Consider the following 25,198-nt stretch of genomic DNA (forward strand, 5'->3'; position numbering starts at 1 on the left):
CATGGCTGAACGTCTGAATAACGACTTCCAGTTCATCGATGTCGGGCGCAAAGATCCGAAGAAGAAACTGTTGCGTCAACGCAAGAAAGAGTTCGTGGAAATCTACGAGCCCTTCAAACCCCAGCATTCGGCCGATCAGGCCCACCGCTGCCTGGGGTGCGGTAACCCGTATTGCGAATGGAAGTGCCCGGTGCACAACTTCATTCCCAACTGGCTCAAGCTGGTGGCCGAGGGCAACATCCTCGCCGCCGCCGAGCTGTCCCACCAGACCAACACCCTGCCGGAAGTTTGCGGCCGGGTGTGCCCGCAGGACCGCCTGTGCGAGGGTGCCTGCACCCTGAACGACGGTTTCGGCGCGGTGACCATCGGTTCGGTGGAGAAGTACATCACCGATACCGCGTTCGCCATGGGCTGGCGTCCGGACATGTCCAAGGTCAAGCCGACCGGCAAGCGTGTCGCGATCATCGGTGCGGGCCCGGCGGGCCTGGGCTGTGCCGACGTGCTGGTGCGCGGCGGCGTGACCCCGGTGGTGTTCGACAAAAACCCGGAAATCGGCGGCCTGCTGACCTTCGGCATCCCCGAGTTCAAGCTGGAAAAGACCGTGTTGAGCAATCGCCGCGAAGTCTTCACCGGCATGGGCATCGAGTTCCGCCTGAACACCGAAATCGGCAAAGACGTGACCATGGAGCAGCTGCTCGCCGAATACGATGCCGTGTTCATGGGCATGGGCACCTACACCTACATGAAGGGCGGCTTTGCCGGTGAGGACCTGCCGGGCGTTTACGACGCGTTGGACTTCCTGATCGCCAACGTCAACCGCAACCTGGGCTTTGAAAAGTCGCCGGAAGATTTCGTCGACATGAAAGGCAAGAAGGTCGTGGTCCTCGGCGGCGGCGACACCGCGATGGACTGCAACCGTACCTCGATCCGCCAGGGCGCCAAGTCGGTGACCTGTGCGTATCGCCGTGACGAAGCCAACATGCCCGGCTCGCGCAAAGAGGTGAAGAACGCCAAGGAAGAAGGCGTGAAATTCCTCTACAACCGCCAGCCGATCGCCATCGTCGGTGAAGACCGCGTCGAAGGCGTGAAGGTGGTCGAGACCCGTCTCGGCGAACCGGACGCCCGTGGCCGCCGCAGCCCCGAGCCGATCCCGGGCTCCGAAGAGATCATCCCTGCCGACGCCGTGGTCATCGCCTTCGGCTTCCGTCCAAGCCCGGCGCCGTGGTTCGAGCAGTTCGAGATCCAGACCGACAGCCAGGGCCGCGTTGTCGCCCCGGAACAAGGCCAGTACAAGCACCAGACCAGCAACCCGAAAATCTTCGCCGGTGGCGACATGGTGCGCGGCTCTGACCTGGTGGTGACGGCGATCTTCGAAGGCCGCAATGCCGCCGAAGGGATCCTGGACTACCTGCAAGTCTGACCCTGATCCCAGGTTGAAATGGGATCAAAATGTGGGAGGGGGCTGGCTGTGGTGAGGGGGCTTGCCCCCCGTCGGGTTCACCGCAGATCAAAGGGGCTGCTTCGCAGCCCGGCGCGGGACAAGCCCGCTCACCACAGCCAGCCCTCTCCCACATTTGTTTTGTGCTGTGTTCAAGCTACCGCGACAAATTGACCCGATAGACAAAAGGCACCGCTCTTGCCGTGCCTTTTGCGTCGCGCTCTGAGAAAATGCCCGCACTTTTTTTGCGGATGCCGACATGACTGCCCTCAAGAACGACCGTTTCCTTCGTGCCCTGCTCAAGCAACCCGTGGACGTCACCCCCGTGTGGATGATGCGTCAGGCCGGTCGCTACCTGCCGGAATACCGCGCCAGTCGCGCCCACGCCGGCGACTTCATGAGCTTGTGCATGAACCCGGAGTTCGCCTGCGAAGTCACCCTGCAGCCACTGGACCGCTACCCACAGCTGGACGCGGCCATCCTCTTCTCCGACATCCTCACCATCCCCGACGCCATGGGCCAGGGCCTGTACTTCGAGACCGGCGAAGGCCCGCGTTTCAAGAAAGTCGTCAGCACCCTGGCCGATATCGAAGCCCTGCCGATCCCCGACCCGCACAAAGACCTTGGCTACGTGATGGACGCCGTCAGCACCATCCGCCGCGAGCTGAACGGCCGCGTGCCGCTGATCGGCTTCTCCGGCAGCCCATGGACCCTGGCCACCTATATGGTCGAAGGCGGCTCGTCGAAAGACTTCCGCAAGACCAAGGCCATGCTCTACGACAACCCGCAAGCCATGCACCTGCTGCTGGACAAGCTGGCCCAGTCGGTCACCTCCTACCTCAACGGCCAGATCATGGCCGGTGCGCAAGCCGTGCAGATCTTCGATACCTGGGGCGGCAACCTGTCCGCGGCGGCGTACCAGGAATTCTCCCTGGCCTACATGCGCAAGATCGTCAGCGGCCTGATCCGTGAACACGAAGGCCGCAAAGTGCCGGTCATCCTGTTCACCAAGGGCGGTGGCCTGTGGCTTGAAAGCATCGCCGACGCTGGCGCGGATGCACTGGGCCTGGATTGGACCTGCGATATCGGCGAAGCCCGTCGTCGTGTCGGTGGCAAGGTCGCGCTGCAAGGCAACATGGACCCGACCGTGCTGTACGCCAAGCCGGAAGCGATCCGCACCGAAGTCAGCCGCATCCTGGCCAGCTACGGCACAGGCAGTGGCCACGTGTTCAACCTCGGCCATGGCATCACTCCGGAAGTGAACCCGGACCATGCGGGTGCGTTCCTGCAGGCCGTGCACGAGCTGTCTGCGCAATACCACCCGTAATACTCCCGCCTGAATCGGATCCCCCTTTGCCTGGCGAAGGGGGATTCGCTGCGTTTCAGCGTTCGTTAAGTCCTGCCTTGGTAGTGTGGGTGCTTTGGGATTTCTCCTACAGCCCCCGGTAACTTGCCTCGGTAAAAATCCTACCCGACTCTTCCTCTCGCCAGTGCATGGCGTTCATTGTCAGGTGATCTCAGGATGAACACTTCAGCGTATTCAACGAGCCAGAAACTGCTGCATTGGGTTTCGGCTGTCATTATTGTGTGGGCGTTATTGTCGGGTTTTTTCGTGGCGGTATTCAGCGTGCCCGCCTCGGTCAAGGCGTGGGTGGCGTTCTTCAATGTGTCGCTGACCACTGTCTATATTCCGGTGTTTGTCTTGCGGGTCTATTGTTCCTTTGCCCACGGCCTGGACTTTTCCGTCAAGCGAACACTGCAGGAATACCTGGCGTTGCTGGTTCACAAGGCCATGTACCTGGTGCTCGCCATGGTGTTGGCGACCGGCGTGCTGATGATGGATCGCCCGATCAATATCTTTAACCTGCTCTCCATCGCCCCCCTCGAGCACGACCCGGCCCGCATCGCCCTGTATACCCGTGTGCATGTGCTCTCGTGTGTGGGGTTGCTGCTGATGCTGGTCCTGCATATCGGCGCCGTAGTCATGCATGAGCGACGAGGCAAGCGGGTGATGGCGCGGATGTTGTTCAAGGCGCCGGTTGTTCAAGGGGCGGTCAGCGGTGGCAACTTCGCCAACTTCAACGCCACCAGCAACGCACCCATCAACAGCGCCACGATAAACGCGCCGATGCCGTTCCATCCGCCGAAGTGCCAGAAGAATCCGCCCGCTGTCCCGGCGATGCTTGAGCCTACGTAATAGCAAAACAGATACAGCGACGACGCCTGCCCCTTGGCTTTCACCGCGCGGCGCCCGATCCAGCTGCTGGCCACCGAGTGGGCGCCAAAGAAGCCGAAGGTGAAGATCAGCATGCCCGGCACCACCAGCCACAGCGGGGTGAACAGGGTCAGGGCCATGCCGGCGAGCATCAGCACGATGGTGGCCCAGAGCACGCGGCGGCGGCCGAGGCGGTCGGCCAGGGAGCCGATTTTTGCCGAGCTGTAGATGCCCGAGAGGTACACCAGCGACAGCAGGCCCACCACGGCCTGGCTCAGGTCATACGGGTCGGCCAGCAGGCGATAGCCGATGTAGTTGAACATCGTCACGAACGCGCCCATCAGCAGGAAGGCTTCAAGGAACAGCCACGGCAGGCCGGCATCCTTGAAATGCATGACGAAGCCATCCACCAGGCTGCGCGGCTTGAGGCTGCTGGCGCGGAAGTTGCGCGATTCGGGGAGGATCTTCCAGAACACCGTGGCGGCAATCAGCGCCAGGGCGCCGATGATCAGCATTGCGGTGTGCCAGCTGACGAAGTCGATCAGTACACCGATGATCAGGCGTCCGCTCATGCCCCCGATGGCGTTGCCGCCGATGTACAGGCCCATAGCCAGGCCGATGTGCTGGGGGTGGATTTCTTCGCTCAGGTACGTCATCGCCACGGCAGCCAGGCCGCTCAAGGACAGGCCCACCAGCGCACGCATCAGCAGAATCCCTTCCCAGGACGGCATCAGGCCGCTGGCGATGGTCGCCAGCGCGGCGCAAAACAACGCGGCGACCATCACCGGCTTGCGGCCCAGGGTGTCGGAAATCGGCCCGGTGATCAGCAAACCCAGCGCCAGCATCGCCGTCGCCACTGAGAGGATCAGGCTGCTTTGTGCCGCATTGATCGAGAACTCGTGGGACAGCGCCGGCATCATGGGCTGCACGCAATACAGCAGGGCGAACGTGGCGAAGCCGCCGGAGAACAGCGCCAGCACCGTGCGCATGAACATCGGCGTGCCTTTTTCGATGTATGCGTCATTGAGCTGCGCCACCACCTCATCCAGGGCGGTGGGCGGGACTTCTTGGGCGAATGGAGCGACAGCAGATTTCACGGAGACCTCGGGGAGGAAAAGCCTGCCAGGACTGGCAATGCAAAAAAGAATATAGCTGGCTAATGATTCTTTCCAATATATTGTTCGACCCGTTTGATAGCTTTTACGACCTAATGAGGCTGGCATGGAATTACGTCACCTGCGGTACTTCATCGCTGTCGCCGAGGAGCTGCACTTTGGTCGCGCGGCGCAGGTGCTGGGCATCTCGCAACCGCCGTTGAGCCAGCAGATCCAGGCGCTGGAGCAGGAGGTGGGGGCTCGGTTATTCGAGCGGACCAATCGTCGGGTCGAACTGAGCGAGGCCGGACGCCTGTTCCTGCACGAGGCGCGGCTGGTACTGGCCCAGGTCGACAAGGCGGCGGATGTGGCCCGCCGCGCACAGTTGGGGGAGCTGGGCGAGCTGAAGATCGGCTTCACCTCGTCGGCGCCGTTCAACTCCACGATTCCGCAGGCGATCTTCGCGTTTCGCCAAGCCTTCCCGGCGGTGCACCTGAACCTGCAGGAAATGAGCAGCACCGAAGTGGCCGAATCGCTGGTGGATGAGTCGATCCAGGTTGGGCTGATGCGGCCGCTGCCGTTGCCGGACTCATTGAGTGTGATTGAGCTGATGCGCGAACCGCTGGTTGCCGTATTAAACGCTGACCACCCCTTAGTGGAGGGCAGTGAGCGTGGCCTGCGCCTCGCGCAACTGGCGGAGGAGCCCTTTGTATTTTTCCCTCGCACCTACGGCAGTGGCCTGTACGCCCAACTGCTCAACCTGGCCCGTGATGCCGGCTTCAGCCCGCACTTCGCCCAGGAAGCGGGGGAGGCGATGACCATCATCGGGTTGGTGGCGGCGGGCTTGGGCGTGTCGGTGCTGCCAGCGTCATACCAACGGATACGCATCGATGGCGTGGTCTATCGCACCTTGCTGGATCAGGAGGCGGTGACGGCGGTATGGCTGGTGCAGCGCAAAGGCGCACAAACGCCGATGGCGAAGGCGTTTGTGGAGTTGTTGGTGGTGAGCGGGCTAGCCCCAAATCTGACGCTGTGATCTGCCTGAAAAAACGCGGTGATCTTAATGGGGCTGCTACGCAGCCCAACGCGGGCGGTGCGACGATTCGACAAGCCCGCTCGCCACAGAGGTTGTGCCCGGCCTTGGTTTTACTTCGACGTTCCCGTCTGCTCGAACAACTGCGCCGCCGACCCTGCCTCACCACTCACGCCATTGCTGCGCAATCCCGCCATGATGTCGCTGTCCAGGTTGTTCACCCAACGGTTGTAGTTGCGATGGATCTTGCCGTCCTTGTAGCCCAGTTGGCGGCTGTCGCGGTAGGTGATGGCGTAGCTGTTGCGGGTGTAGCGGATGTCGATGGCCGCGTAGTACTGGTTGCGCACGGTGATCTCGGCCTGCACCAGCTGCGGGCTCAGGCGTTGCACCGTCCATTCGCGTTTTTGCAGAGCGTTGACGATCACCGTTTTCATTTTCTCTTCACTGAGCTGAGCGTCGGCCGGCAGGTCGTGCTGGGTGTTGAGGATCGGTTTGCTGGTACAGCCGGCGGTGGTCAGCAGGGCCAGGGTGATCAGCGTAGCGCGTAGCAAAGAAGACATTCCGTATTCTCCAATCGATTAAAAGTCAGGACCAGCGGCGGAAGATCAGCGACGTATTGACGCCGCCAAAGGCAAAGTTGTTGTTCATCACGTAGTCGTGGTGCATCTCGCGGAATTCACCCTGCAGGTAATCCAGCTCGCCGCATTGCGGGTCGACGGAGTCCAGGTTGAAGGTGTGCACGTATTGGTCGCGGTTCATCATCTCGATGCTGAACCACGATTCCAGTGCACCGCAGGCGCCCAAGGTGTGGCCGAGGAAGCTTTTCTGCGAGCTGATGGGCATGCGGCTGCCGAACAGGCTGCTGGTGGCCTGGGTTTCGGCGATATCGCCCTGGTCGGTGGCGGTGCCGTGGCCGTTGACGTAGCCGATGGCGGCAGGCTCCAGGCCCGCATCTTCCAGGGCCAGCTCCATGGCGCGGCGCATGGTTTTCTGTTCTGGGCGGGTGGTGTGCTGGCCGTCGGCATTGCTGCCGAAGCCGACGATCTCGGCATGGATATGCGCGCCCCGCGCCAGTGCGTGTTCCAGTTCTTCGAGCACCAGCATGCCGCCGCCTTCGCCAATCACCAGGCCGTCGCGGCCGCTGTCGTAGGGGCGTGGGCTGGTCTGCGGCGCATCGTTCTTCAGGCTGGTGGCATACAGCGCGTCGAACACCATGGCTTCGGTGGGGCACAGCTCCTCGGCGCCACCGGCGAGCATCAACGGCAGGCGGCCGAACTTGATCGCTTCATAGGCATAGCCGATGCCCTGGCTGCCGCTGGTACACGCGCTGGACGTGGGGATCAGCCGCCCGGTGAGGCCGAAGAAGATGCTGATATTCGCCGCCGTGGTGTGGGGCATCATGCGCACGTAGGAGTTGGCATTGAGCCCCTCGGCCACCGAGTTCAGCAGCATATTGCCGAAGGCTTTGATCTCGTCGGTACTGCCGGTGGACGAGCCACAGGCCACGCCCATGCGCCCGTCCTTGATCGACTCGTCGCCGAGCAAGCCCGCGTCCTGCAACGCCTGTTCCGCCGCCCACACCGCCAGGCGCGAGACACGGCCCATGCTGCGCAGCTGCTTGCGCGTCCAATGGGCGGGCACGACGAAATCATCGACCGGCCCGGCCAGGCGCGTGTTCAATTCGGTAAAACGCTCCCACTCGTCCATGCGTCGGATGCCGCTGCGGTTGGCGCGGAAGTTGGCGGCGATGGTGTCCCAGTCGCTGCCCAGGGAGGTCACGCCGGCCATGCCGGTGACGACGACGCGTTTCATCAGCACAGGCCTCCATTCACGGCCAGGACCTGGCGCGTGATATAGCCGGCTTCGGCCGACATGAGGAAATTCACTGCACCGGCGACTTCTTCCGGGGTGCCCATTCGTTGCGCCGGGATCATCTTCATCAGTTCTTCCACCGGTACGTTTTCATCCAGCATGGCGGTGTCGATCAAACCGGGGGCGACGCAGTTGACGGTGATCCTGCGCTTGCCCAGTTCGATGGCGAGGGCCTTGGCCGCACCGATCAGGCCGGCCTTGGAGGCGCTGTAGTTGACCTGGCCACGGTTGCCGATCAACCCGGAGACCGAGGTGATGCACACGATACGCCCTGCTGCGCGACGACGAATCATCGGCATCATCACCGGGTGCAGCACGTTGTAGAAGCCATCCAGGTTGGTGCGCATCACCACGTCCCAATCGTCTTCCGACAAGGCCGGGAAGGCGCCGTCGCGGGTCAGGCCGGCGTTGAGCACCACGCCGTAATAAGCACCGTGTTGCTCAACATCGGCTTCAAGGATCTGCTTGCACGCGGCGCGGTCCGCCACATCGAATTGCAGCACCCGCGCCTGGCGGCCCAGGGCCTCGATCTCGACCTGTACCGCGCAGGCTTCGGCCCGACCGCTGCGGCAATGCAGCACGATGTCATGCCCGGCCTGGGCCAGGCGCAGGGCAATGGCGCGGCCGATGCCACGGCTGGAGCCGGTGACCAGTACGGGTTCAGTCATGGCGTTTCGTCCTTCGATTCATCTAAATAGTTGGCCGCCTGGGGCGGTCGAAATACGTTCAAGCGCGCACTGGCCTGGATACCGCTACCGGTGAGGTGGCATTCGAACACACCCATGCCGTTGTCGTCTTCCAGGGAACGCAGGCCGTGGATGTTCAACTCGGCGCCGGCCGGGAAGTGTTCCACGTTGCACTCGAACTTGCGTGTGCCGAGCAGGAAGCCCAGTTCCACCGCTTCACCCTTTTGACGGGCGCGGCAGCCGGCGTAGGCGGCGACGCTCTGCGCCATCAACTCGATGCCGACCCAGGCCGGCAGGCTGCCGTCAGGGCGGTTGAACAGGCCGCCGGGCTTGACGGTGAGGCGGGTGTGAATCTGCTCTTCATCGAACGACAGCACCTGGTCGATCAGGATCATGTCGCCGGCGTGGGGCAGCAGTTCGGCGAGTGGCCAATCGGTCATGGGGCCTCTCCGATTATCAGGCTGACATTGTTGCCGCCGAAGGCAAACGAGTTGCTCATCAGGCAGCGTTTTTCCAAGGTGTCCCCCGCCTGCGCCCATTGCAGGGCGGGCAGCGCGGGGTCGGCCTGGCCGTCCCACACATGGGGCGGCACCCGGCCATGGGCCAGGCTCAGCCAGCAGAACGCGGCTTCCAGCGCGCCGGCCGCGCCCAGGGTGTGGCCGCTCATGGGTTTGGTCGACGAGCAGGTCACGCCGTCGGGGAACAGGCTGGCGACGGCCAGGCTTTCCATGGCGTCGTTGTGTTGGGTGGCGGTGCCGTGCAGGTTCAGGTAGCCGATCTGCCCGGGCTGCACGTTCGCACTGGCCAGGGCCTTGCGCATCGCCTGCAACGCACCTTTGCCGGTGGGTTCCGGCGCGGAGATATGGTGCGCATCGCAACTCGCACCGCTGCCCAGCAGGGCGATCGCCGCAGGCGCTTTAGTCATCAGGAACAGCACCGCCGCTTCGCCGATATTGATGCCGTTGCGGTTCACCGAAAACGGGTTGCAGCGTTCATTGGACACGGCTTCCAACGCGCCGAACCCATTGAGGGTCAGCTTGCACAGGCTGTCGACGCCGCCGCAGAGCACCGCGTCGCACACTCCCAGGTCGAGCAGGCGTTGTGCGCTCATCAAGGCCCGGGCGCTGGAGGTGCAGGCGGTGGAAATCACATAGGCCGGGCCGCTCAGTTGCAGCCAGTCGGCGAGAAAATTCGCCGGGGCGCTGAGTTCCTGTTGCTGGTAGTCGTAGTCGCTGGGGAAGTGCTGATCGCGCAGGTACTGGGCGATTCCACGGCTGGCTTCGTCGATGCCGGAGGTGCTGGTGCCGAGCACGACCCCGACCCGCGAGGCGCCATAGCGGTGGATCGCCTGGCGAATCTCGCCCTCGATCTGCAGCGCCGCCTCCAGCAGCAGTTGGTTATTGCGGCTGCTTTGCTGGCCGAGCTCTGTCGGAATGGTCGCCAGCTCGCCGTGCACACTGCCTACCGGCAGCGTGCGCTCCGGCACCCAGCCGCTTTCGGCACGCATCCCCGAGCAGTCGCCGGCAAACAGGCTGCGACTGACGGCGGCCTGGCCACGGCCGAGGGCGCAAATCACGCCGAGGGCATTGAGGTAGGCGCTCATCGGGCGGCACCGAGTGGCGTGATGCGGTAGCTCAAGGGCTGGCCGCTCATGTTCACACTGAAGACTTCTGACGATTGGTAGACGATCTGCCAATGGCCCGGCAGGGTGCGCGTGAGGTCCATCGCCTGGGCGCCGGGGTAGAGCGCGCGTACGTCATCGGCCGAGGTCAAGGCAAACAACAGTGCGGCAAACAGCTCGCGCGCCTGGGGATTGGGCGGCAGCAGGCCGTCGGCCTGCCACTGGCCATCGATCAGTTTCTGCCGGGCCTGGGGAATGCCCAGGGGGTCCATCATCGACCAGCGGAGTGCGCCGCCTTCGCGTTGGATCACCAGCAGCCAGTCCTGGCTCTGGCCGTCCGCCAGGCGCTGCACATGCAGCTGTAGCGGCAAGGCCAGGGTTGGGGTTTTTTCAGGCAGCGGCGGCTGGCTGGCGCAGGCGCTCAGCAGCAACAGGCAACCGATCAACAGGCTGCGCATCATGGTGCGGCGCTCGCCAGGGGTTTGCGCGCCACGCAGTTGACCAGGGTTTCCTCACGCTGGCCCACCGGCGGCGGGTTACGCAGGCCCCAGCGCTCCAGCAGGCCGAAGTCGCGGGAACGGCTCCACCACAGGTAGGGGTACGAAACGTTCTGCGGGCCGAACTCAAAGCCCTGCTCGCGGAGCATCTGCAGGTACTCTTCGGCGCTTTTCTGCACATGCATGGGATGGCGGAACAGCCAGCGAATGACCCAGGTGTCGATATAGGCTTCGGTGGATTCGGCAAACAGCAAGTAACCGCCCGGCTTGAGCACCCGGTAGAACTCCTTGAGTGCGCGATGCTGTTCAACCAGGTGATGGAAGGTCTGGTGGCAGAACAGGATGTCGACGCTGGCGTCCGGCACATCGAGGGTGGCGCAGTCGCTGCCGATCAATTCGATGGCCAGGCCCTGGCGCGCGGCTTCGGCCTTGCTCAGTTCCAGGCTGTGGGGGTCGGCATCCAGGCCGATCAGGCGCGCGGGGGCAAACACCTGCTGCAGGTACTGGAATGACTTGCCCTGGCCGCAACCGGCGTCCAGCAGCACCGGCGCCTGGGGCAACGGGTCGGTGAACAGGCCGCGCAGGTCGTTGATTGCCACGCGCAATACATGGTGCTGCCAGGTATGGCTGCGCAGGAACCAGAAGCCGAAGCGGGTTTCTTCGACGTAGTTTTTACTCAGGTATTGAGACGTCATACCGGTTCACTCGCGCAAATTTCCGACAACATCCGCAAGCGCCGCTTGGGCTCGCTGACAAACGGGTTGCGTTCGTCCCACGCGTAACCTGCGAGGATCGAACTGATCATCCGCCGAATGTCCGGTGAGCTGCCGGGGTGGAAGATCACATCCTGGAAGGTGCCTGCATACCAGCCTTCGACGTAGCAGCGGAAGGTGTCGACACCGCGCTTGAGCGGCTCGGCAAACTCGGTTTGCCAGTCCACGGTCTCGCCTTTGAGCTGACGGTGCAGCACGCCGGCGGCCATGCTCGCCGAGCGCATGGCGATGGTCACGCCGGAGGAGAACACCGGGTCGAGGAATTCCGCCGCATTGCCCAGCAGCGCAAAGCCGGGGCCGTGCAGGGTTTTGACGTTGGCCGAGTAGCCGCCGATGGTGCGCGCGGGGGTATCCCACACAGCGTGGCGCAGTACACCGGACAGGCTTGGGGTTTCATCGATAAAACCCCGCAGGCAAGCGTCGAGGTCGCTGTCGCGGCCGTCGAAATGCTCCTTGGCCGCGACCACGCCGACCGAGCAACGACCGTTGCTGAACGGGATGGTCCAGAACCAGATATCGCGTTTCGTAGGGTGCGTGGTGACCAGGATCTTGGTGCGGTCGAAGCCTGGGTGTTCGATGCGGTCTTCAACGTGGGTGAACACCGCCTGGCGCAGCGGGAAATTCGACGGCGCCTCCAGGTCGAGCAGGCGCGGCAGCACGCGGCCGTAGCCGCTGGCATCAAGCACGAACTTGGCCTTGATGTGGTACTCGCTGCCGTTCTCGCGGCGCACATGCAGGTAGCGGCACTCACCGGAGAAATCCACGCCGACGATGGTTTCGCCGTAGCGGATGTCGACGCCTTGCTGGGCTGCCTGATCGGCCAGCAACTTGTCGAACTCGCCGCGCTGCACCTGGAAGGTAGTGGGCTTGCCGTTGCTGAAGGTGTCACCGAAATCGAACGCGCTGTAACGCTCGCCCCAGGCGAACGCGGCACCGGTTTTTACCTGGAATCCCGCCGCCTGCACGGCGTCGAGCATGCCGGCCTCTTCGATGAAATCGATGCAGTGCGACAGCAGGCTTTCGCCGATCGAGAAGCGCGGAAAATGCTGGCGCTCGATGATCAATACATCATGCCCTTTGCGTTTAAGCAGTGCGGCGGCAATCGCGCCGGATGGCCCGGCACCAATCACCACGACCTGGCGACGTTCCATTTCAACTATGGGCACGAGGGCTCCTTGCCGCTTTGGCGATAACTACATTCATGAGGCGTGTTTCCGTTGGCCGGCCCAGGGGGCCAGCATAAAGCTGAATGCCAGGCCCAGGCTGACCGACAGGCCGAAATTACTCACTGCCGGGGTACTGGACACCGCCAGCAGGCCGAACGACAACCAGGTCGTCAGCGCTGCCAGCAGCGTCCCTAAAAGGCTGACCGCGGGGCCGCCGATCTGTTCGCGCATCAAAATCGCATAGTCGACACTGATGGCCGTGACCAGCAGCAACCCGAACAGGCTGAACAGGGTCAGCGGCTGGCCCAGCCAACCCAGGCTGGCCAGGCTGCACAGTGCAGCCAGCAACGGCAGGGCGACGATGCGCAAGGCCCCGCCGAATCCGAACGGCAGGATCAGTAACAGCACGATCAGCACGCAGGACATCAACTTCAATTCGGCGGCGCTGATCTGCGTGTCGGCGAATACACGGTTCAAATCCCCGAGACGATCCACCAACTGCACGCCGGGCAGGTCCACGGCTTGTACCCGCAGCAGCGCCGGGTTGTTCAAGCCCTGCAGGCTGACCATGGCCGCCACGCCGCCGTCCACCGGGCCCAGCCACAGGGTGCGCCAAGGTTCGGCCAAGGGGCCCACCAGCGCAGCGTCGATGTCTTCGGTGGGCAGCGCTTGCAGTTGCGCGACTTCGGCGTGCAGGGCGCCGGCGGGCACGCCGAGGTCCAGCAGCGGCTGCCAATGCTGTGGAAGTGTGCTCAGGGCGTCGCGCAGTTGCTGCTGTTCGGCGGGCAGGCTGACCAGTTGGTTGAGCGCCAGGTAACCCTGGAGCTTGTCCATATTCACCAACTGGTCCAGGCGTTGGCCCAGGGCGGCTTGGCGCTCCAGCAACTGCGGCTGGTTGTCGGCCCGTATCAGGAAAAACTGGCTGGTGGGCTGGAAACCGGTAATGCGCGCCACGGCCTGTGCCTCTTGCAGCAACTGCGGCGGCGCGCCGATCCACTGGCGGATATCGTTTTTGCTGTTCAACTGCCAAAGGCCGCCGGCGCAGAACAGCAACACCCACACCAGCAGCACCGGACTGGGCACACGCTTGAGCAAGGCGGCCCGCACCCGCCACAGGCATTCGGCGACGCGCAGCGGCCATTGTGCCGGGCGCAGTTCGACACCCTTGAGCAGTGCCGGCAGCAGGCACGCCGCTGACAGGTAGGCGCCGACCAGGCCCGCGGCGGAGAACACCGCGATTTGCGTCAAGGCCGGGAAGGGCGTCCAGGCCAGAGCCAGGTAGCCGATGCAACTGGTGGCCAAGCTCAGGCTCAGCCCTGGCAGCGTCAGGCGCAATGCCGGCCAACTGCGCCAGGGGTTCATGCTCCAGCTTTTCGACAGGTAGTGCAGCGGGTAATCCACCGCGACGCCGATCAGGCTGGAGCCGAGCACCAGGGTCATCACATGCATATGGCCGAACAGCGCCACGCAAGCGACGGCACCAAACAGCATGCCCACCAGCACCGGTACAAACGCCAGCAGCACTCGCCAGCGGCGGAACGCCAGCAACAGCAACAGCAGAATGCCGACGGTGGCGCCGCCGCCGACCCAGGTGATTTCCCGCGTGGCCTGTTGCTGGCCGTTCGCCGCGTAAAGCAAACCGCTGGCGGCGAGCAATTGCGCGCCGTATTCGCCGGCCTGCGTGCGGCTGGCCTGGAGCAGATCCGCCACTTGCAGCGGCAGTTTCATGTCGAATGCATTGCCGGTGGTACGTGCGCGCAGCAGCACCCAGCTCTTGCCGTCGGCATCGGCGATCAAGGCGCCGCTGCCGATGTCCAGTTGCACCGAGCCGTGCTGCGGCTGGCTGTTCTGGATGCGCCCGGTCAGGCCCAGCCAGTCGTCCTGGCTCGGCACCAGGCTGAAGCCGGTGAAGGGGTCGAACAGCGACTGCACCCGTTGCTGAATGAACGCGTCGGGGTGCTCGATCAGCTGTTCGCGGTCCTTGGCCGAGAGCATCGCCAGCCGTCCGCGCAGCAACTGCTCACGCAGCGCCGGCAGGTCGGCTTGCAGGTTCCATTGCACCTTCTCGAACAAGCCGCTGGCCTGCCAGCGCTCGCCCAATTGCTGGGCCACGGCCACCGCTTGCTGGCGATCGGCGTGCCCCACCAACACCAGCATTTCGCGGTTGAGCGGCTCCTGCATGCGCTGTTCGGCTTGCAGTTCCAGGGCGTCCGGCGTACTGCCCGGCACCAGCTCCATCAGGTTGGCCGACAGCGGTGCGCCGTGGCGCCACTGCCAGCCGGCCAGGGCCAGCACGGCCACCAGCAGGATCAGGAACAGGCGGGGCAGCAGGCGCTCACTGGGCAAAGTCGTGTTGCTCCGCGTCGCTCAATGGCTGGTCGGCGCTGCTGTCCTGCATGCGCAGCACGGTGCTGTCGCCCTGGGTTTCCAGCAGTTCGATGGTGTGCACCAGCTCACCACCGTCGATATTGATCTGGGTGAATACCTGCTTGAGCAGCAGTGAACGCGGGATCAGCGTGAGCTTCCATTGCCGGGCTTCGCCTTGCAGTTGCAGCTCGAAGTCACGCTGCAAGCCGCTGCTGTCGCCCTGGAGCACGGCGAGGAACAGGCGGTTCTGTTCGGCACCGGCGCTCTTGTTCGGCAGCAGTTGCCAGCCGTTGGCGTCACGGCGGGCAATGCCTTGGGCGCTGATGCGGTAGTCCTGTTGCAGCGGGGTTTTCAGCAGCCACAGCAGGCCGTGGTCCTTGGCCAGGACGAAGGTGCCTTTGCTGACCAACGGCTGCGGCAGCGCACGCAGGTGTTTTTCCTGGATGAAGCTGCCGTGGATCACTGAGGGTTTGGCCAACTGGTCGCTGAGTTGTTGCAGGTCGAAGGCCTGGGCTTGAAGCGACAGCAGCAACGCGCCGAGGAAGGTGATCAGTTTCATGACAAGGCCCTGTCGACGGCGTCGGTGAATACTTTGGGGGACGCCAGCTGCATCTCGCGAGTGGCGATGTCCACCGCCACCTGCACAGTGCTGGCGCGGGTCAGGCGCTCGCCGCTGGCCAGGTCGGTGATCAGGTAATTGATCTTCAAGCGGTTCTCCCATTCCACCAGGCTGGCGCGCACGTTGATCGTCTGGCCGAACACCGCACCGCGTACATAGCGCAGTTGCATGTCGATCACCGGCCAGGCGTAGCCGGCGTCGAGCATGGCCGTGTAGTTGTGGCCGATCTTGTCCAGCAGCGCGCAGCGTGCGATTTCCAGGTACTTCACGTAATGCCCGTGCCAGACGACGTTCATCGTGTCGACGTCAAAAAACGGCACCAGGATTTCGGTGTCGCTGTGCAATACGCCAGGGCTACGCATGCAGCCTCCAGTGTTGCTCGGCGATGCGTTGCAGGCACAGGCGCAGTTCGCCTTCGAGGGCACGGTCTTCGATGACCGGCGGGAAGTCCTGGGCCAGCTCTGCATGCATGGCCGCCAGCGCCGGCGGCAACGGGCGTGCGTCGTCGGCCTGGGCGCGCAGCCACACGCCCTGGTTGGCAGCGAGCAGGGTGGCGGCGGCGACCTGTTCGGTCAGCTCCAGCACGCGGATCGCATCGCGGGCGGCGATGGTGCCCATGCTCACCTTGTCCTGGTTGTGGCACTCGGTGGAGCGCGAGAACACGCTGGCCGGCATGGTGTTTTTCAATGCTTCGGCGGTCCAGGCGCTGGTGCCGATCTGCACCGCCTTGAAACCGTGGTTGATCATCGCGCGGTCCGCCGGTGCACCGGACAGGTTGCTCGGCAGGCCGTGGTTGTAGCGCACGTCCACCAGCAGGGCGAGCTGGCGGTCGAGCAGGTCGGCGACGTTGGCCACCAGGGTCTTGAGGCTGTCCATGGCAAAGGCGATATGCCCACCGTAGAAATGCCCGCCGTGCAGCACGCGTTCTTCTTCGGCGTCGATGATCGGGTTGTCGTTGGCGCTGTTCAGTTCGATCTCGATAAACGAACGCAGCCAGTTCAGGCTGTCCGCCAGCACGCCGAGGACGTGGGGCGCGCAGCGCAGCGAGTAGCGATCCTGCAGGCGATGCAGCGGCGCGGTCGGCGCGTCGATCGCCAGGTCCTTGCGCAGCCAGGCGGCGACTTGCATCTGCCCCGGGTGCGGCTTGGCAGCGAACAGGCGCTCGTCGAAGTGTTCCGGGTTGCCTTGCAGCGCCACCACGTTGAGTGCGGTGATGCGCGTGGCCAGTTGCAGCAGGTAGTCGGCACGGGCAAAGGCCAGGCAAGCGATGCCGGTCATCACCGCGGTGCCGTTCATCAGTGCCAGGGCTTCCTTGGGGCGCAGTACCAGCGGCTCCCAGCCGAGTTCGCGGTGCACGTCGGCTGCCTGGCGACGCTCGCCACGGAACAGCACTTCGCGCTCGCCGGACAGGGTCGCGGCCACGTAGGACAGCGGGGTCAGGTCACCGCTGGCGCCCACCGAGCCTTCTTCCGGGATCAGCGGCAGTACGTCGTGTTCGAGGAAGGCATGCAGGCGCTCCAGCAGTTCCACGCGCACCCCAGAGACACCGTGGCACAGCGACTGCAAGCGCGCCGCCAGCACCGCACGGGTGGCTTGGGCGTCGAGCAACTTGCCCAGGCCGCAACCGTGGAAGGTGTACAGGTGACGGGGCAGGGCCTCGACGTGTTGCAACGGCACCGCGACCACGCAGGAGTCACCGTAGCCGGTGGTCACGCCGTAGATCACGCCTTCCTTGTCCAGCAGCGAGTCGAGGAACTGCGCGCCCTTGGCAATGCGTTGGCGATACGCGGCATCGCCTTGCAGCTGGGTAGGCACCTGACGGTTGGCCAGGGCCAGCACGTCTTCGATGCGCAGGGGGCGTTCGCCAAAGGTTACCGGCTCAAGATGCGTCGTCATCGGTCTTCCAGAAAGGGTAAAAGTTGAACCATTGTTGGGGCGCTTCCAGGCAGAACTGGCCCAGGCGTGCGGCGTAGCGCGCGGTCCACAGGGCGATGACCTGCTCGCGGGTGCTGCGTTTCCATTCGATCAATTGCGCGAAGGGCTCGATGGTCAGGCGATAGCGGCCCTGGTGTTTCAGGCACATCAGCAGGTTGACCGGGCATTTCAGCAGGCCCGCCAGCAGCCACGGGCCTTGGGGGAACGCGGCGTCATGGCCGAGGAAATCCACGCGCACCGTGCGCCCGCCATGCAAGGGCACGCGGTCGCCGGCAATCGCCAGCCACTCGCCGTCGTCCAGGCGCTGGCTGAGCAGCAGCATGGTGGCCGGGTCCAGCTCGCTGACCTGGATCAGGCGCAAGTGGGTGGCACCGGCTTCGCCCAGCAGGCGGTTGAAGCGTTCGGCGTGCTTGGTGTGCACCAGCACGTTCATGGTGACCTGTTCGCCGATTTCCGCCAGCGCGCGGCACACTTCGAGGTTGCCCAGGTGGGCGCCCACCAGCATCTGCCCGCGCCCGCCGCGCAGTTGCCCGCGCAGTTTTGCCGGGTCGTTGATGTCGATCTGTTCCAGGCGCAGCTTGCCGTTCCACACGTCGAGTTTGTCGAGCAGGGCATCGGCGAAGGCCATGAACTGGGCAAAGACTCTGCGCTGGCTGGGGCGCAGTTCATCGCGCCCGCTCCAGTCGGCCAGGCACTGCTGGTATTGCCTGGCGCTCTGGCGCGCGGTGCGGCCGAACAGGAAGAAGTACAGCACGATGCCGTACAGCACCGGGCTCAGCAGGCGGCGGCCGAGGACCTTGGCGGCGAGGGCGGTGAATTTCATCAGCCAGTAGCTGCCGCGCTCTTCGCGGTCGGCCCAGTGCTTGGTGCTGTCGCTCATGCCTGCCACCGTCGCCACAGGATCAGCGGCGCACGCACCAACATGCCGAAGAACAGGCGGGTGTGCATGGCGCTGATGCGCACGTTGTCGCGGAACAGGCGGAAGTGCGACAGGCCGTCGGCCGGGTAATGCACCTGGGTCGGCAGCCAGCGCATCGGCTGGTTGCGCCAGGCCAGGCGCACCAGGATGTCGGAGTCGAAGTCCATGTGCGTGCCGATATAGGCCGAGTCCATCAGCGCCAGCACCGGTGTCAGCGGGTACACGCGAAAGCCGCACATCGAGTCGCGGATCTGCAGCGACAGGGTGTTGATCCACACCCACACGTGGGTCAGGTAGCGCGCATACAAACGGCCCTTGGGCACGCTTTCGTCGTATTCGGGATAGCCGCAGATGATTGCGTTGGGCTGCCTGCGGGACGCGTCGATAAACGTCTCGACTTCGCGCAGGTCGTGCTGGCCGTCGGCGTCGACCTGCAAGGCGTGGCTGAAGCCCAGGCGTGCCGCTTCGCGAAACCCGGCCATCACCGCGCCGCCCTTGCCCTGATTGGTCGGCAGGGTGAGCAGGGTGACATTGTCCAGCCGCGCCAGTTGCGCCAGCACCGCTGCGCAGGCCGGGCTGCTGCCATCGTCCACCAACAGGCACGGCAGGCCACTGTCCAACAGGCTGTGGACCACGGCGGGCACGGCGGCTTCGTGGTTATAGACCGGGATCAGGGCGCAGGGGTTATGCATGGTGTCCCTCACCGTCTGGTAAATAACCTGTGGTGAGCGGGCTTGCCCCGCGTTGGGCCGCGGAGCGGCCCCAGTAAGGTAACCGAGGCGTGTCAGACAGACCTCCGGCGCAGGTTTTGGGGCCGCTTCGCAGCCCAACGCGGGGCAAGCCCGCTCGCCACAGAAGCTTATGCATGGGCCGCTTCCAATTGGATGCGGCCGCTGGAGCAGGCCGCGACGCCGTTGCGGTAGGCGAAATATAACTTGCCGCGTTCCTGGTCGAAGCGCAGGTGCAGTTCGATACGGTCGCCGGGGCGCACCAGTTGCTGGAACTTGAGCACTTCCATGCCGGCAAAGGTCGCGGGCAGATCGAGCAGTTGTTGGCCGAGGTTGAACGCCCACTCCACCTGGACCACGCCGGGCAATACCGGAGTGACCGGGAAGTGGCCGCTGAAATAGGCCAGGTCCGGCGGCACGCTCAGTTGCAAGGTCCATTCGCCATCGACTTCGACTTGCTCCAGCACTTCCGGCGCCTTGGGCCGGGGCGCCAGCAGCAGCGCGGCCACATCGGCCTGGGGCAGTTTGCCCTGGGCATTCAGCGGCAGCTGGCGCAGCAGCCGCCAGCGACGTGGCAGCGCCAGGGCTTCGCAATGCTGGCTCAAATGCTGGCGCAGGGTCTGGGTGACAGTCCGTCGGCCCTGGTTGCGCAAGGCGTGCAGGCCGTCGGCACTGAGTACCACCAGCGCGCCGAGGGAGGCGCGGTTTTCCTGCACCACCCCCAGGCGCGTTTCGACGACCCACGGGTGGGCCATCAGCGCCTGCTCAAGCATGGGCAGGGAGATGCGTTTTTCTTCCAGCTTGACGATACGGTCCAGGCGTCCGAGCAGCTCGAAGCGACCATCGGCATGGATGCGCGCAGCGTCAGCGGTTTGTTCTATGTGCCCGACGGGCAAGTATGGCGAGGCGATGCGCAGGGCACCGTCGGCGTCCTGGCTCAGGTGTACATCGGCGAACGGCTGCCAGGGTTGCGCCCCCTGGCGCCAGGCGATGCCACCGGTTTCCGAGCTGCCGAGGATCTCGGTCGGCCATTGCTGCAAGCGCTCGTATAGACTGCCGGCCGCCTCGATGGGCAGGGCGCCGCCCGACGAGAACACCCGCGATACCTGGCTCAGCGCCGGCCAGTCGAGGTTGTCGCCCATGCGCTTGAGCAGCGCCGGGCTGGCGACCCAGGCGAATTGCGGGTGTTCGCGGCTGGCGCGTTGCATGTCTTCCGGAAACGCCAGCTGGCGGCGCACAAAGCTGCGCCCGGCGCACAGCGGCCACAGCACGCGGAACAGCAAACCGTAGATGTGCTGGGTGGCGACACTGCCGATGATGCAGGCGTCTTTCAGGTCGGCGCCCCACAGCGCTTCCAGGGCCTGGACTTCATTGGCGAGCTGGCGCAGGGTCTTGTCGATACGCTTGGGTTCGCCGCTGGAGCCGGAGGTGCACAGGCTCAGTTGGCAGGTGTCCAGGTCGAGGGCAGCCGGGCTCAACGGTGCTTGATACAGCGCGTCCAGGTCTGCCGCTTCAGTCAGCCAGGCGTCGACAACCGTGTCCCAGCGTTGGCGGGTCTGGGGTTGCAGATCGGCGGGCAGCAGTACGCTGGCCCCGGCGCGCCAGGCGCCCAGCAGTGCAATCGCCAGCAGGCCGGCGTCTTCCAGGTGCAGGGCCAGGCGCTGGATGCCACGGGCTTGCAGCCCGGCGGCCAGGCTCAGGGAGTGTTCCCACAGCTGGGCGTGATTCATCGCAGGTTCGGTGGTCACCAAACGCTGTTCCAGCGGCTCGAGCAACAGATGCTCAAGATTCAACCCATTCATACGCGGCCTCGAACCCTTTGTCGTACCAGCCATTCCACGGCAAACAACAGCCCCATCAGCCCGTAGGCGATCAAGCCGTTGTACAACGTCCACCAGCTCAACGGCGCCCATAGGGTGAGGGCGGCGGCGAGCAGGCCATTACACAGAAAAAACACGCACCACACCACGGTGACCTGGCGCGTATACACAATCGCGTGCGGCGGCAGCACCGGGTCGGTCATGCGCGCCAGACGCTCCACCATCGGCGGGCCGTATTTCAGGCTCAGGCCGAACAGCGCCAACATGAACGCACTGACCAGGCTCGGGTACCAGCGCAACAGGTGCGGGTTGTCGAACCAGGCCAGGGCCAGGCAAAACACGATTACCGCCAACGCCATCCAGCGGCTGCCGGGGCGCGTCGCACCCGTGACCGCGCGCAGCAGCCACAGGCTGCCCAGCAGCAGGCCGAATTGCCAGGGCGCAAAGTGCTCGGTGCCGTAATACACCGCAAACGGGTACAGCAGCCCCGCCAATAACAGGCCAAGGCCGATCAGCCGGCTCATGCGGCAGGCTGGACCAGACGGTACACCGCCTCAACCACGTCGTTGACGGTGCGCACGGCCTTGAACTCTTCGGCGGCGATCTTCTTGCCGGTCTGGCGCTTGATATGGTCGATCAGGTCCACGGCATCGATGCTGTCGATCTCCAGGTCCTGATACAGGTTGGCGTCGAGGGTGACGCGCTCCGGGGGCAGTTCAAACAGTTCCACCAAGGCATCGCGCAGGGTGTTGAAAATATCGTCACGAGTTTGCATGGTCCGGTCTCAAGCTGCCTGTCTGGCCGTGACGAACGCCGCAAGGCTGGCCACGTTGGTGAAGTGATTGCGGGTGTCCTTGGCGTCGGCATCGATCTTGATGCCGTACGTTTTCTGGATCGCCAGGCCCAATTCCAGGGCGTCTACCGAATCCAGGCCCAGGCCTTCGCCGAACAGGGTTTGGTCGCTGCCGATGTCGTCGGCGCTGATGTCTTCCAGGCCCAGGGCCTCGATGATCAACAGCTTTATGTCGTGCTCAAGGCGGTGTTGGTCGCTCATCTTCGGCGAGCTCCTTAATGAAATAGTGGTGCAGGTAATCGTTGAGCTTGCGTGAGGCCTGGGGCGCGGGCCCCAGTGTTGCGAACGCCTGTGGTTCTATATCGGCCCCCACGCGCAAACTGAAGTGAAAACGGCATTTAGGGATGCGATACCAGGGTTCGGCCTTGGTCAGAGTGGTGGGGCTGACCTTGATCACTACCGGGGTGATGATTGTCGCACCGCGCAGGGCAATGGCGGCGGCCCCGCGATGAAAGGCGGGCGCCACGCCGGGTGTGGTGCGGGTGCCTTCGGGAAAGATGATCAGCGTCTGGCCTTGGCGCAGGGCGTCGGCGGCGGCGTCGAGCATGTCTGCGCTGCCGTCGTTGCTTATGTAACCCGCGTCGCGCACCGGGCCACGGGTGAACGGATTTTGAAACAGGCTCTGCTTGATCACGCAATTGGTCTGGCGCATCAGGCCGATCAGGAACACCACGTCGATCAGCGACGGATGGTTGGCGATGATCATCTGGCCTGGCTGGCCGAGCCGTTCGGCGCCTTCGACGCTGTAGGTCAGCACGCCGGCGCGCTGCATCAGGCGGATAAAGAACCAGAACAGCTTGCTGATGGTATGGCGGGCGCGGCGCTGGTGCCTTTCTACGTTGCCCGGCAGGCAGCTGAGCAGGGGAAAGACCAGCAAGCGCAGGCACAACCCGCCGACGCCGAATACGAAGAAGCTCGCGGCAGTGGCGAACAGGCGCCAGTAGTAGGCATCCCGTGGCTTATCGTTCACGACTTGCGTTGCCAGTTCCATACACGGTTCTTCCAGGCATGTTGGCAGGCGCCCTGTTCGGTAAGCAGGGCGCGCAGCAGGTTCAGGGCGTGGGGCCACTGGGTTTGAGTGGGTTGGACAGTGCCGGCGCTGAGTTCCAGTTGCCACTCGTCGCCTGGTGTCAGCAGCAGGCCGAGGGCGTAGGGAAAGGGTACGTCAACGATCCAGCTGGCGTAGGCTTCGGGCGGCTGTTCTTCGGTGATCACCAGCAATACCGCCGGAGCGCCTTCGTTGAGCAGGGCCGCGGCTTCGAGCATGCCGTGCTCCAGGCCATCGCCGGCGGCGGCGAGGGCTGTCATTTCGCTGGTTTCATTGCGCAGGATCGACCACAGGCCAATCACTGCGTTGTGCACCGACAGGCTGAATTGGGTCGGCGACAGCGGCTGGTCGTTGGCCAGGTCGCTGAGGATGTCGAGGGTGCGCGGGGTTTCGCCATGCCGGGAAATAAACACCAGCGGCAAGTCTTGCAGGCCGTCGGCCAGCGGCCAGCCTACGCTGAACGCCATGCGCGCCAGGCGGCTCAGGCGGCGGCGCTGCATGGCCGGCAGGAACGACACGTCGGGCGAGGCATCGCTGGCAGGCAGCAACACCGGGGCCTGGCACCAGGCGTGCCAGTCGTCCGCGCTTTCCAGGCCGGGGGCCCAGGCGCGCCATTGGGCGATGTTGAAGTTGATCACTGAGAAGTTATCCCGCCCCTGCGGGCTTCCATGTGCGGCTTTTGGCCCCGAATACCGGGACAAGGAGCAATCGCCGAGTGGCGCGCATTATCCCGGTGCTGCGGGGTTCTAGCAAACTTTGGTAAAGAATTGTGCAAGGCCGATTACAAATAAGTCGGGAAGGTTTACAGATTGTCCTTCAACGAGGGGCAACTTGGATCGTCGGACACTTCCTTTTCATTTGTACGCGACCTATGACAGACCCGATGCAATGCAGCAATGCATCGATGAACGAGGTAGCTAACAGGCGCTTTTGCCCTCTACACTCGGACATTCATTGATACACGGAGGTTTTTCCATGCGGCGCGTGGTGTTCAATCAAAAAGGCGGTGTTGGCAAGTCGAGCATCGCCTGCAACCTGGCGGCGGTCAGCGCCAGCGAAGGCTATCGAACCCTGTTGGTGGACCTCGATGCACAGGCCAATTCAACCCAATACCTGACGGGGCTGACTGGCGACGACATCCCCATGGGGATCGCGGACTTTTTCAAGCAAACCCTGTCTTCCGGGCCGTTTTCGAAGAAAAACAAAGTCGATATCTACGAAACACCCTTCGACAACCTGCACGTCATCACCGCAACCGCCGAGTTGGCCGATCTGCAGCCCAAGCTGGAGGCCAAGCACAAGATCAACAAGCTGCGAAAGCTGCTGGATGAGCTGAGCGAGGATTACGACCGGATCTACCTGGATACCCCGCCAGCCCTGAACTTTTATGCGGTTTCGGCGCTGATTGCCGCTGATCGTGTGCTGATCCCCTTCGATTGCGACAGCTTCTCGCGCCAGGCTCTTTACGGGCTACTGGCTGAAATCGAAGAATTGAAGGAAGACCACAACGAAGGCCTGGAAGTCGAAGGTATCGTGGTCAACCAGTTCCAGGCGCGGGCGAGCCTGCCGCAGCAAATGCTCGATGAGTTGATTGCTGAAGGCTTGCCGGTGCTGCCGGTCTACCTGGCCAGCTCGGTGCGCATGCGCGAGTCGCACCAGGAGAACAAGCCGCTGATCCACCTGGACCCACGGCACAAGCTCACTCTGCAATTTGTGGAGCTGCATAACCTGCTGGAAAACGCCTGACCTCGAAGGCAACAAAGAATCCCTGTGGGAGGGGGCTTGCTCCCGATTGCGGTGTATCAGTCACGAATACTTTGACTGACTCACCGCCATCGGGAGCAAGCCCCCTCCCACATTTGAATTGCATTTCAGTCGGGGATTGGATTTTTCCCACAGAGGCTGTAGGAAGGGTCTGGCTAGAGGGGGTGTGGCTTGTATCGTTGCCTACAGGTACGCCAGAATCCGCCGGCTTGTGCGTCTGGATGGGCATCTCTAAGGTTCTGCGGTCACTGAATGTTCAGTGATCGGGTTTAGTAGCCCGAGGTGAGACGTACGGCAATTCGTCGATCAGGAGCTTCCTGAATTTGATGGTGGCTGTACGGAGGGCGCTTTCGAGCGCGCCGGTTGCGTCTCCCCGGTCTACTAACCTGCGTACAGCTGCCACCCTCCGTTTAGTAGCGGCCGGTTGCGGCTCCACTACTCGGAGACGATCCATGGTTAACCTCTATACCGTTACACCCAACCTCCCCACCGAAGCGCTCGTGCTCAACAGCTACGAAACCTTCTCCTCCGTCCGCACCCTGTTACTCAACCTGTCCAACGACCTCACCGGCGAACACCGCGACGTGGCCCTGGCTATCCACCAATTGAGCGAACTTGGCGTAATGCTGGTCGGCCAGATAATGGACCGCGAAGCCCCCGTGGCCTGAAGATAACACTCGGTCAAATGTGGGAGGGGCGGTGCGACGATTCGACTTGCCCCCTCCCACACTGTCCAGCCTTGTTCTCAAG

At 63.7% G+C, this 25,198-nt stretch carries 26 protein-coding genes and 1 pseudogene; 6 read left to right on the forward strand and 21 right to left on the reverse strand.

What is annotated here, in order from left to right:
* Position 1: 1 nt before the first annotated feature.
* The 3 genes and pseudogenes from NIBR502773_RS17480 to NIBR502773_RS17490 form a co-directional block, all read left to right on the forward strand.
* A complete protein-coding gene (locus tag NIBR502773_RS17480; protein WP_027605000.1) occupies positions 2–1,420 on the forward strand; it encodes an FAD-dependent oxidoreductase in 1,419 nt (472 codons plus the stop codon).
* Positions 1,421–1,697: 277 nt separating this feature from the next.
* Positions 1,698–2,765 (forward strand): uroporphyrinogen decarboxylase, encoded by a 1,068-nt coding sequence (hemE, locus tag NIBR502773_RS17485; RefSeq protein ID WP_141156543.1) that lies wholly within the window; start codon positions 1,698–1,700, stop codon positions 2,763–2,765.
* 195 nt (positions 2,766–2,960) lie between these two features.
* Positions 2,961–3,407, forward strand: a pseudogene (locus NIBR502773_RS17490) (cytochrome b/b6 domain-containing protein); the annotation flags it as partial.
* A gap of 74 nt (positions 3,408–3,481) precedes the next feature.
* Here NIBR502773_RS17490 and NIBR502773_RS17495 read toward each other — a convergent pair.
* Complete coding sequence (locus NIBR502773_RS17495) at positions 3,482–4,702, reverse strand: MFS transporter (protein WP_370671259.1); 1,221 nt, start codon at positions 4,700–4,702, stop codon at positions 3,482–3,484.
* Positions 4,703–4,874: 172 nt separating this feature from the next.
* On the opposite strand from NIBR502773_RS17495, the gene NIBR502773_RS17500 reads away from it, so the two are divergent.
* Positions 4,875–5,783 (forward strand): LysR family transcriptional regulator, encoded by a 909-nt coding sequence (locus NIBR502773_RS17500; RefSeq protein ID WP_141156544.1) that lies wholly within the window; start codon positions 4,875–4,877, stop codon positions 5,781–5,783.
* Positions 5,784–5,893: 110 nt separating this feature from the next.
* Here the strand turns inward: NIBR502773_RS17500 and NIBR502773_RS17505 are convergent, their stop codons facing one another.
* The 20 genes from NIBR502773_RS17505 to NIBR502773_RS17600 form a co-directional block, all read right to left on the reverse strand.
* Complete coding sequence (locus NIBR502773_RS17505) at positions 5,894–6,340, reverse strand: hypothetical protein (protein WP_115486460.1); 447 nt, start codon at positions 6,338–6,340, stop codon at positions 5,894–5,896.
* Positions 6,341–6,365: 25 nt separating this feature from the next.
* On the reverse strand, positions 6,366–7,592 hold the full coding sequence (locus NIBR502773_RS17510; RefSeq protein WP_027604993.1) for a beta-ketoacyl-ACP synthase: 1,227 nt from the start codon (positions 7,590–7,592) through the stop codon (positions 6,366–6,368).
* Positions 7,592–8,320: a 3-oxoacyl-ACP reductase FabG gene (gene fabG, locus NIBR502773_RS17515; RefSeq protein WP_065925701.1), complete on the reverse strand. Its 729-nt coding sequence runs from the start codon at positions 8,318–8,320 to the stop codon at positions 7,592–7,594. The genes NIBR502773_RS17510 and fabG overlap by 1 nt, the downstream gene beginning before the upstream one ends.
* Entirely contained in the window at positions 8,317–8,778 is a 462-nt protein-coding gene (locus NIBR502773_RS17520) for a hotdog family protein (RefSeq protein ID WP_065940800.1), read from the reverse strand. The genes fabG and NIBR502773_RS17520 overlap by 4 nt, the downstream gene beginning before the upstream one ends.
* On the reverse strand, positions 8,775–9,941 hold the full coding sequence (locus tag NIBR502773_RS17525; RefSeq protein WP_141156545.1) for a beta-ketoacyl-[acyl-carrier-protein] synthase family protein: 1,167 nt from the start codon (positions 9,939–9,941) through the stop codon (positions 8,775–8,777). The genes NIBR502773_RS17520 and NIBR502773_RS17525 overlap by 4 nt, the downstream gene beginning before the upstream one ends.
* Positions 9,938–10,420 (reverse strand): hypothetical protein, encoded by a 483-nt coding sequence (locus tag NIBR502773_RS17530; RefSeq protein ID WP_141156546.1) that lies wholly within the window; start codon positions 10,418–10,420, stop codon positions 9,938–9,940. The genes NIBR502773_RS17525 and NIBR502773_RS17530 overlap by 4 nt, the downstream gene beginning before the upstream one ends.
* Positions 10,417–11,151 carry a class I SAM-dependent methyltransferase gene (locus NIBR502773_RS17535; RefSeq protein ID WP_065940803.1) on the reverse strand — a complete coding sequence of 245 codons (735 nt, stop codon included), beginning with the start codon at positions 11,149–11,151 and terminating at the stop codon, positions 10,417–10,419. Before NIBR502773_RS17535 ends, NIBR502773_RS17530 begins: the two co-directional genes overlap by 4 nt.
* Positions 11,148–12,395, reverse strand: a complete 1,248-nt coding sequence (locus NIBR502773_RS17540; RefSeq protein ID WP_141156547.1) for an NAD(P)/FAD-dependent oxidoreductase — start codon at positions 12,393–12,395, stop codon at positions 11,148–11,150. Before NIBR502773_RS17540 ends, NIBR502773_RS17535 begins: the two co-directional genes overlap by 4 nt.
* Positions 12,396–12,428: 33 nt before the next feature.
* The gene (locus tag NIBR502773_RS17545) at positions 12,429–14,741 is read right to left on the reverse strand and encodes an MMPL family transporter (protein ID WP_141156548.1); all 2,313 of its coding nucleotides are present in this window, start codon (positions 14,739–14,741) and stop codon (positions 12,429–12,431) included.
* Positions 14,731–15,321 carry an outer membrane lipoprotein carrier protein LolA gene (locus NIBR502773_RS17550; RefSeq protein WP_141156549.1) on the reverse strand — a complete coding sequence of 197 codons (591 nt, stop codon included), beginning with the start codon at positions 15,319–15,321 and terminating at the stop codon, positions 14,731–14,733. The genes NIBR502773_RS17545 and NIBR502773_RS17550 overlap by 11 nt, the downstream gene beginning before the upstream one ends.
* Positions 15,318–15,743, reverse strand: coding sequence for a thioesterase family protein (locus NIBR502773_RS17555; RefSeq protein WP_141156550.1), 426 nt, complete (start codon positions 15,741–15,743; stop codon positions 15,318–15,320). The genes NIBR502773_RS17550 and NIBR502773_RS17555 overlap by 4 nt, the downstream gene beginning before the upstream one ends.
* The gene (gene hutH, locus NIBR502773_RS17560) at positions 15,736–17,277 is read right to left on the reverse strand and encodes a histidine ammonia-lyase (protein WP_141156551.1); all 1,542 of its coding nucleotides are present in this window, start codon (positions 17,275–17,277) and stop codon (positions 15,736–15,738) included. Before hutH ends, NIBR502773_RS17555 begins: the two co-directional genes overlap by 8 nt.
* The gene (locus tag NIBR502773_RS17565; protein WP_141156552.1) at positions 17,261–18,196 is read right to left on the reverse strand and encodes a glycosyl transferase; all 936 of its coding nucleotides are present in this window, start codon (positions 18,194–18,196) and stop codon (positions 17,261–17,263) included. The genes hutH and NIBR502773_RS17565 overlap by 17 nt, the downstream gene beginning before the upstream one ends.
* Positions 18,193–18,927: a glycosyltransferase family 2 protein gene (locus NIBR502773_RS17570; protein ID WP_141156553.1), complete on the reverse strand. Its 735-nt coding sequence runs from the start codon at positions 18,925–18,927 to the stop codon at positions 18,193–18,195. Before NIBR502773_RS17570 ends, NIBR502773_RS17565 begins: the two co-directional genes overlap by 4 nt.
* A 167-nt stretch (positions 18,928–19,094) precedes the next feature.
* The gene (locus NIBR502773_RS17575; protein WP_141156554.1) at positions 19,095–20,765 is read right to left on the reverse strand and encodes an acyl-CoA synthetase family protein; all 1,671 of its coding nucleotides are present in this window, start codon (positions 20,763–20,765) and stop codon (positions 19,095–19,097) included.
* Positions 20,762–21,307: a hypothetical protein gene (locus tag NIBR502773_RS17580; RefSeq protein ID WP_141156555.1), complete on the reverse strand. Its 546-nt coding sequence runs from the start codon at positions 21,305–21,307 to the stop codon at positions 20,762–20,764. Before NIBR502773_RS17580 ends, NIBR502773_RS17575 begins: the two co-directional genes overlap by 4 nt.
* Complete coding sequence (locus tag NIBR502773_RS17585; protein ID WP_003187949.1) at positions 21,304–21,558, reverse strand: acyl carrier protein; 255 nt, start codon at positions 21,556–21,558, stop codon at positions 21,304–21,306. Before NIBR502773_RS17585 ends, NIBR502773_RS17580 begins: the two co-directional genes overlap by 4 nt.
* 9 nt (positions 21,559–21,567) lie before the next feature.
* Complete coding sequence (locus NIBR502773_RS17590) at positions 21,568–21,837, reverse strand: phosphopantetheine-binding protein (RefSeq protein ID WP_027604978.1); 270 nt, start codon at positions 21,835–21,837, stop codon at positions 21,568–21,570.
* Entirely contained in the window at positions 21,815–22,627 is an 813-nt protein-coding gene (locus NIBR502773_RS17595; protein WP_065940811.1) for a 1-acyl-sn-glycerol-3-phosphate acyltransferase, read from the reverse strand. The genes NIBR502773_RS17590 and NIBR502773_RS17595 overlap by 23 nt, the downstream gene beginning before the upstream one ends.
* Entirely contained in the window at positions 22,603–23,322 is a 720-nt protein-coding gene (locus NIBR502773_RS17600) for a beta-ketoacyl synthase chain length factor (RefSeq protein WP_065940812.1), read from the reverse strand. The genes NIBR502773_RS17595 and NIBR502773_RS17600 overlap by 25 nt, the downstream gene beginning before the upstream one ends.
* Positions 23,323–23,659: 337 nt before the next feature.
* Here NIBR502773_RS17600 and NIBR502773_RS17605 point away from each other — a divergent pair, with 337 nt between their 5' ends.
* Both NIBR502773_RS17605 and NIBR502773_RS17610 read left to right on the forward strand, forming a co-directional pair.
* Positions 23,660–24,430: a ParA family protein gene (locus NIBR502773_RS17605; RefSeq protein WP_053139210.1), complete on the forward strand. Its 771-nt coding sequence runs from the start codon at positions 23,660–23,662 to the stop codon at positions 24,428–24,430.
* A gap of 470 nt (positions 24,431–24,900) precedes the next feature.
* Positions 24,901–25,116 carry a DUF6124 family protein gene (locus NIBR502773_RS17610; protein ID WP_095186109.1) on the forward strand — a complete coding sequence of 72 codons (216 nt, stop codon included), beginning with the start codon at positions 24,901–24,903 and terminating at the stop codon, positions 25,114–25,116.
* The last annotated feature ends 82 nt before the right edge of the window (positions 25,117–25,198 follow it).

The sequence above is a fragment of the Pseudomonas sp. NIBRBAC000502773 genome (assembly GCF_006517195.1).
GTDB classification, from domain to species: Bacteria; Pseudomonadota; Gammaproteobacteria; order Pseudomonadales; family Pseudomonadaceae; genus Aquipseudomonas; species Aquipseudomonas marginalis.

Coding starts and splice junctions, on each gene's coding strand:
- NIBR502773_RS17580 (WP_141156555.1), bottom strand. CDS start 21,307: ATGAGCCGGCTGATCGGCCTTGGCCTGTTATTGGCGGGGCTGCTGTAC.
- NIBR502773_RS17590 (WP_027604978.1), bottom strand. CDS start 21,837: ATGAGCGACCAACACCGCCTTGAGCACGACATAAAGCTGTTGATCATC.
- hemE (WP_141156543.1), top strand. CDS start 1,698: ATGACTGCCCTCAAGAACGACCGTTTCCTTCGTGCCCTGCTCAAGCAA.
- NIBR502773_RS17610 (WP_095186109.1), top strand. CDS start 24,901: ATGGTTAACCTCTATACCGTTACACCCAACCTCCCCACCGAAGCGCTC.
- hutH (WP_141156551.1), bottom strand. CDS start 17,277: ATGACGACGCATCTTGAGCCGGTAACCTTTGGCGAACGCCCCCTGCGC.
- fabG (WP_065925701.1), bottom strand. CDS start 8,320: ATGACTGAACCCGTACTGGTCACCGGCTCCAGCCGTGGCATCGGCCGC.
- NIBR502773_RS17510 (WP_027604993.1), bottom strand. CDS start 7,592: ATGAAACGCGTCGTCGTCACCGGCATGGCCGGCGTGACCTCCCTGGGC.
- NIBR502773_RS17565 (WP_141156552.1), bottom strand. CDS start 18,196: ATGAGCGACAGCACCAAGCACTGGGCCGACCGCGAAGAGCGCGGCAGC.
- NIBR502773_RS17550 (WP_141156549.1), bottom strand. CDS start 15,321: ATGAAACTGATCACCTTCCTCGGCGCGTTGCTGCTGTCGCTTCAAGCC.
- NIBR502773_RS17505 (WP_115486460.1), bottom strand. CDS start 6,340: ATGTCTTCTTTGCTACGCGCTACGCTGATCACCCTGGCCCTGCTGACC.
- NIBR502773_RS17595 (WP_065940811.1), bottom strand. CDS start 22,627: ATGGAACTGGCAACGCAAGTCGTGAACGATAAGCCACGGGATGCCTAC.
- NIBR502773_RS17530 (WP_141156546.1), bottom strand. CDS start 10,420: ATGATGCGCAGCCTGTTGATCGGTTGCCTGTTGCTGCTGAGCGCCTGC.
- NIBR502773_RS17575 (WP_141156554.1), bottom strand. CDS start 20,765: ATGAATGGGTTGAATCTTGAGCATCTGTTGCTCGAGCCGCTGGAACAG.
- NIBR502773_RS17520 (WP_065940800.1), bottom strand. CDS start 8,778: ATGACCGATTGGCCACTCGCCGAACTGCTGCCCCACGCCGGCGACATG.
- NIBR502773_RS17525 (WP_141156545.1), bottom strand. CDS start 9,941: ATGAGCGCCTACCTCAATGCCCTCGGCGTGATTTGCGCCCTCGGCCGT.
- NIBR502773_RS17570 (WP_141156553.1), bottom strand. CDS start 18,927: ATGCATAACCCCTGCGCCCTGATCCCGGTCTATAACCACGAAGCCGCC.
- NIBR502773_RS17535 (WP_065940803.1), bottom strand. CDS start 11,151: ATGACGTCTCAATACCTGAGTAAAAACTACGTCGAAGAAACCCGCTTC.
- NIBR502773_RS17605 (WP_053139210.1), top strand. CDS start 23,660: ATGCGGCGCGTGGTGTTCAATCAAAAAGGCGGTGTTGGCAAGTCGAGC.
- NIBR502773_RS17585 (WP_003187949.1), bottom strand. CDS start 21,558: ATGCAAACTCGTGACGATATTTTCAACACCCTGCGCGATGCCTTGGTG.
- NIBR502773_RS17555 (WP_141156550.1), bottom strand. CDS start 15,743: ATGCGTAGCCCTGGCGTATTGCACAGCGACACCGAAATCCTGGTGCCG.
- NIBR502773_RS17480 (WP_027605000.1), top strand. CDS start 2: ATGGCTGAACGTCTGAATAACGACTTCCAGTTCATCGATGTCGGGCGC.
- NIBR502773_RS17500 (WP_141156544.1), top strand. CDS start 4,875: ATGGAATTACGTCACCTGCGGTACTTCATCGCTGTCGCCGAGGAGCTG.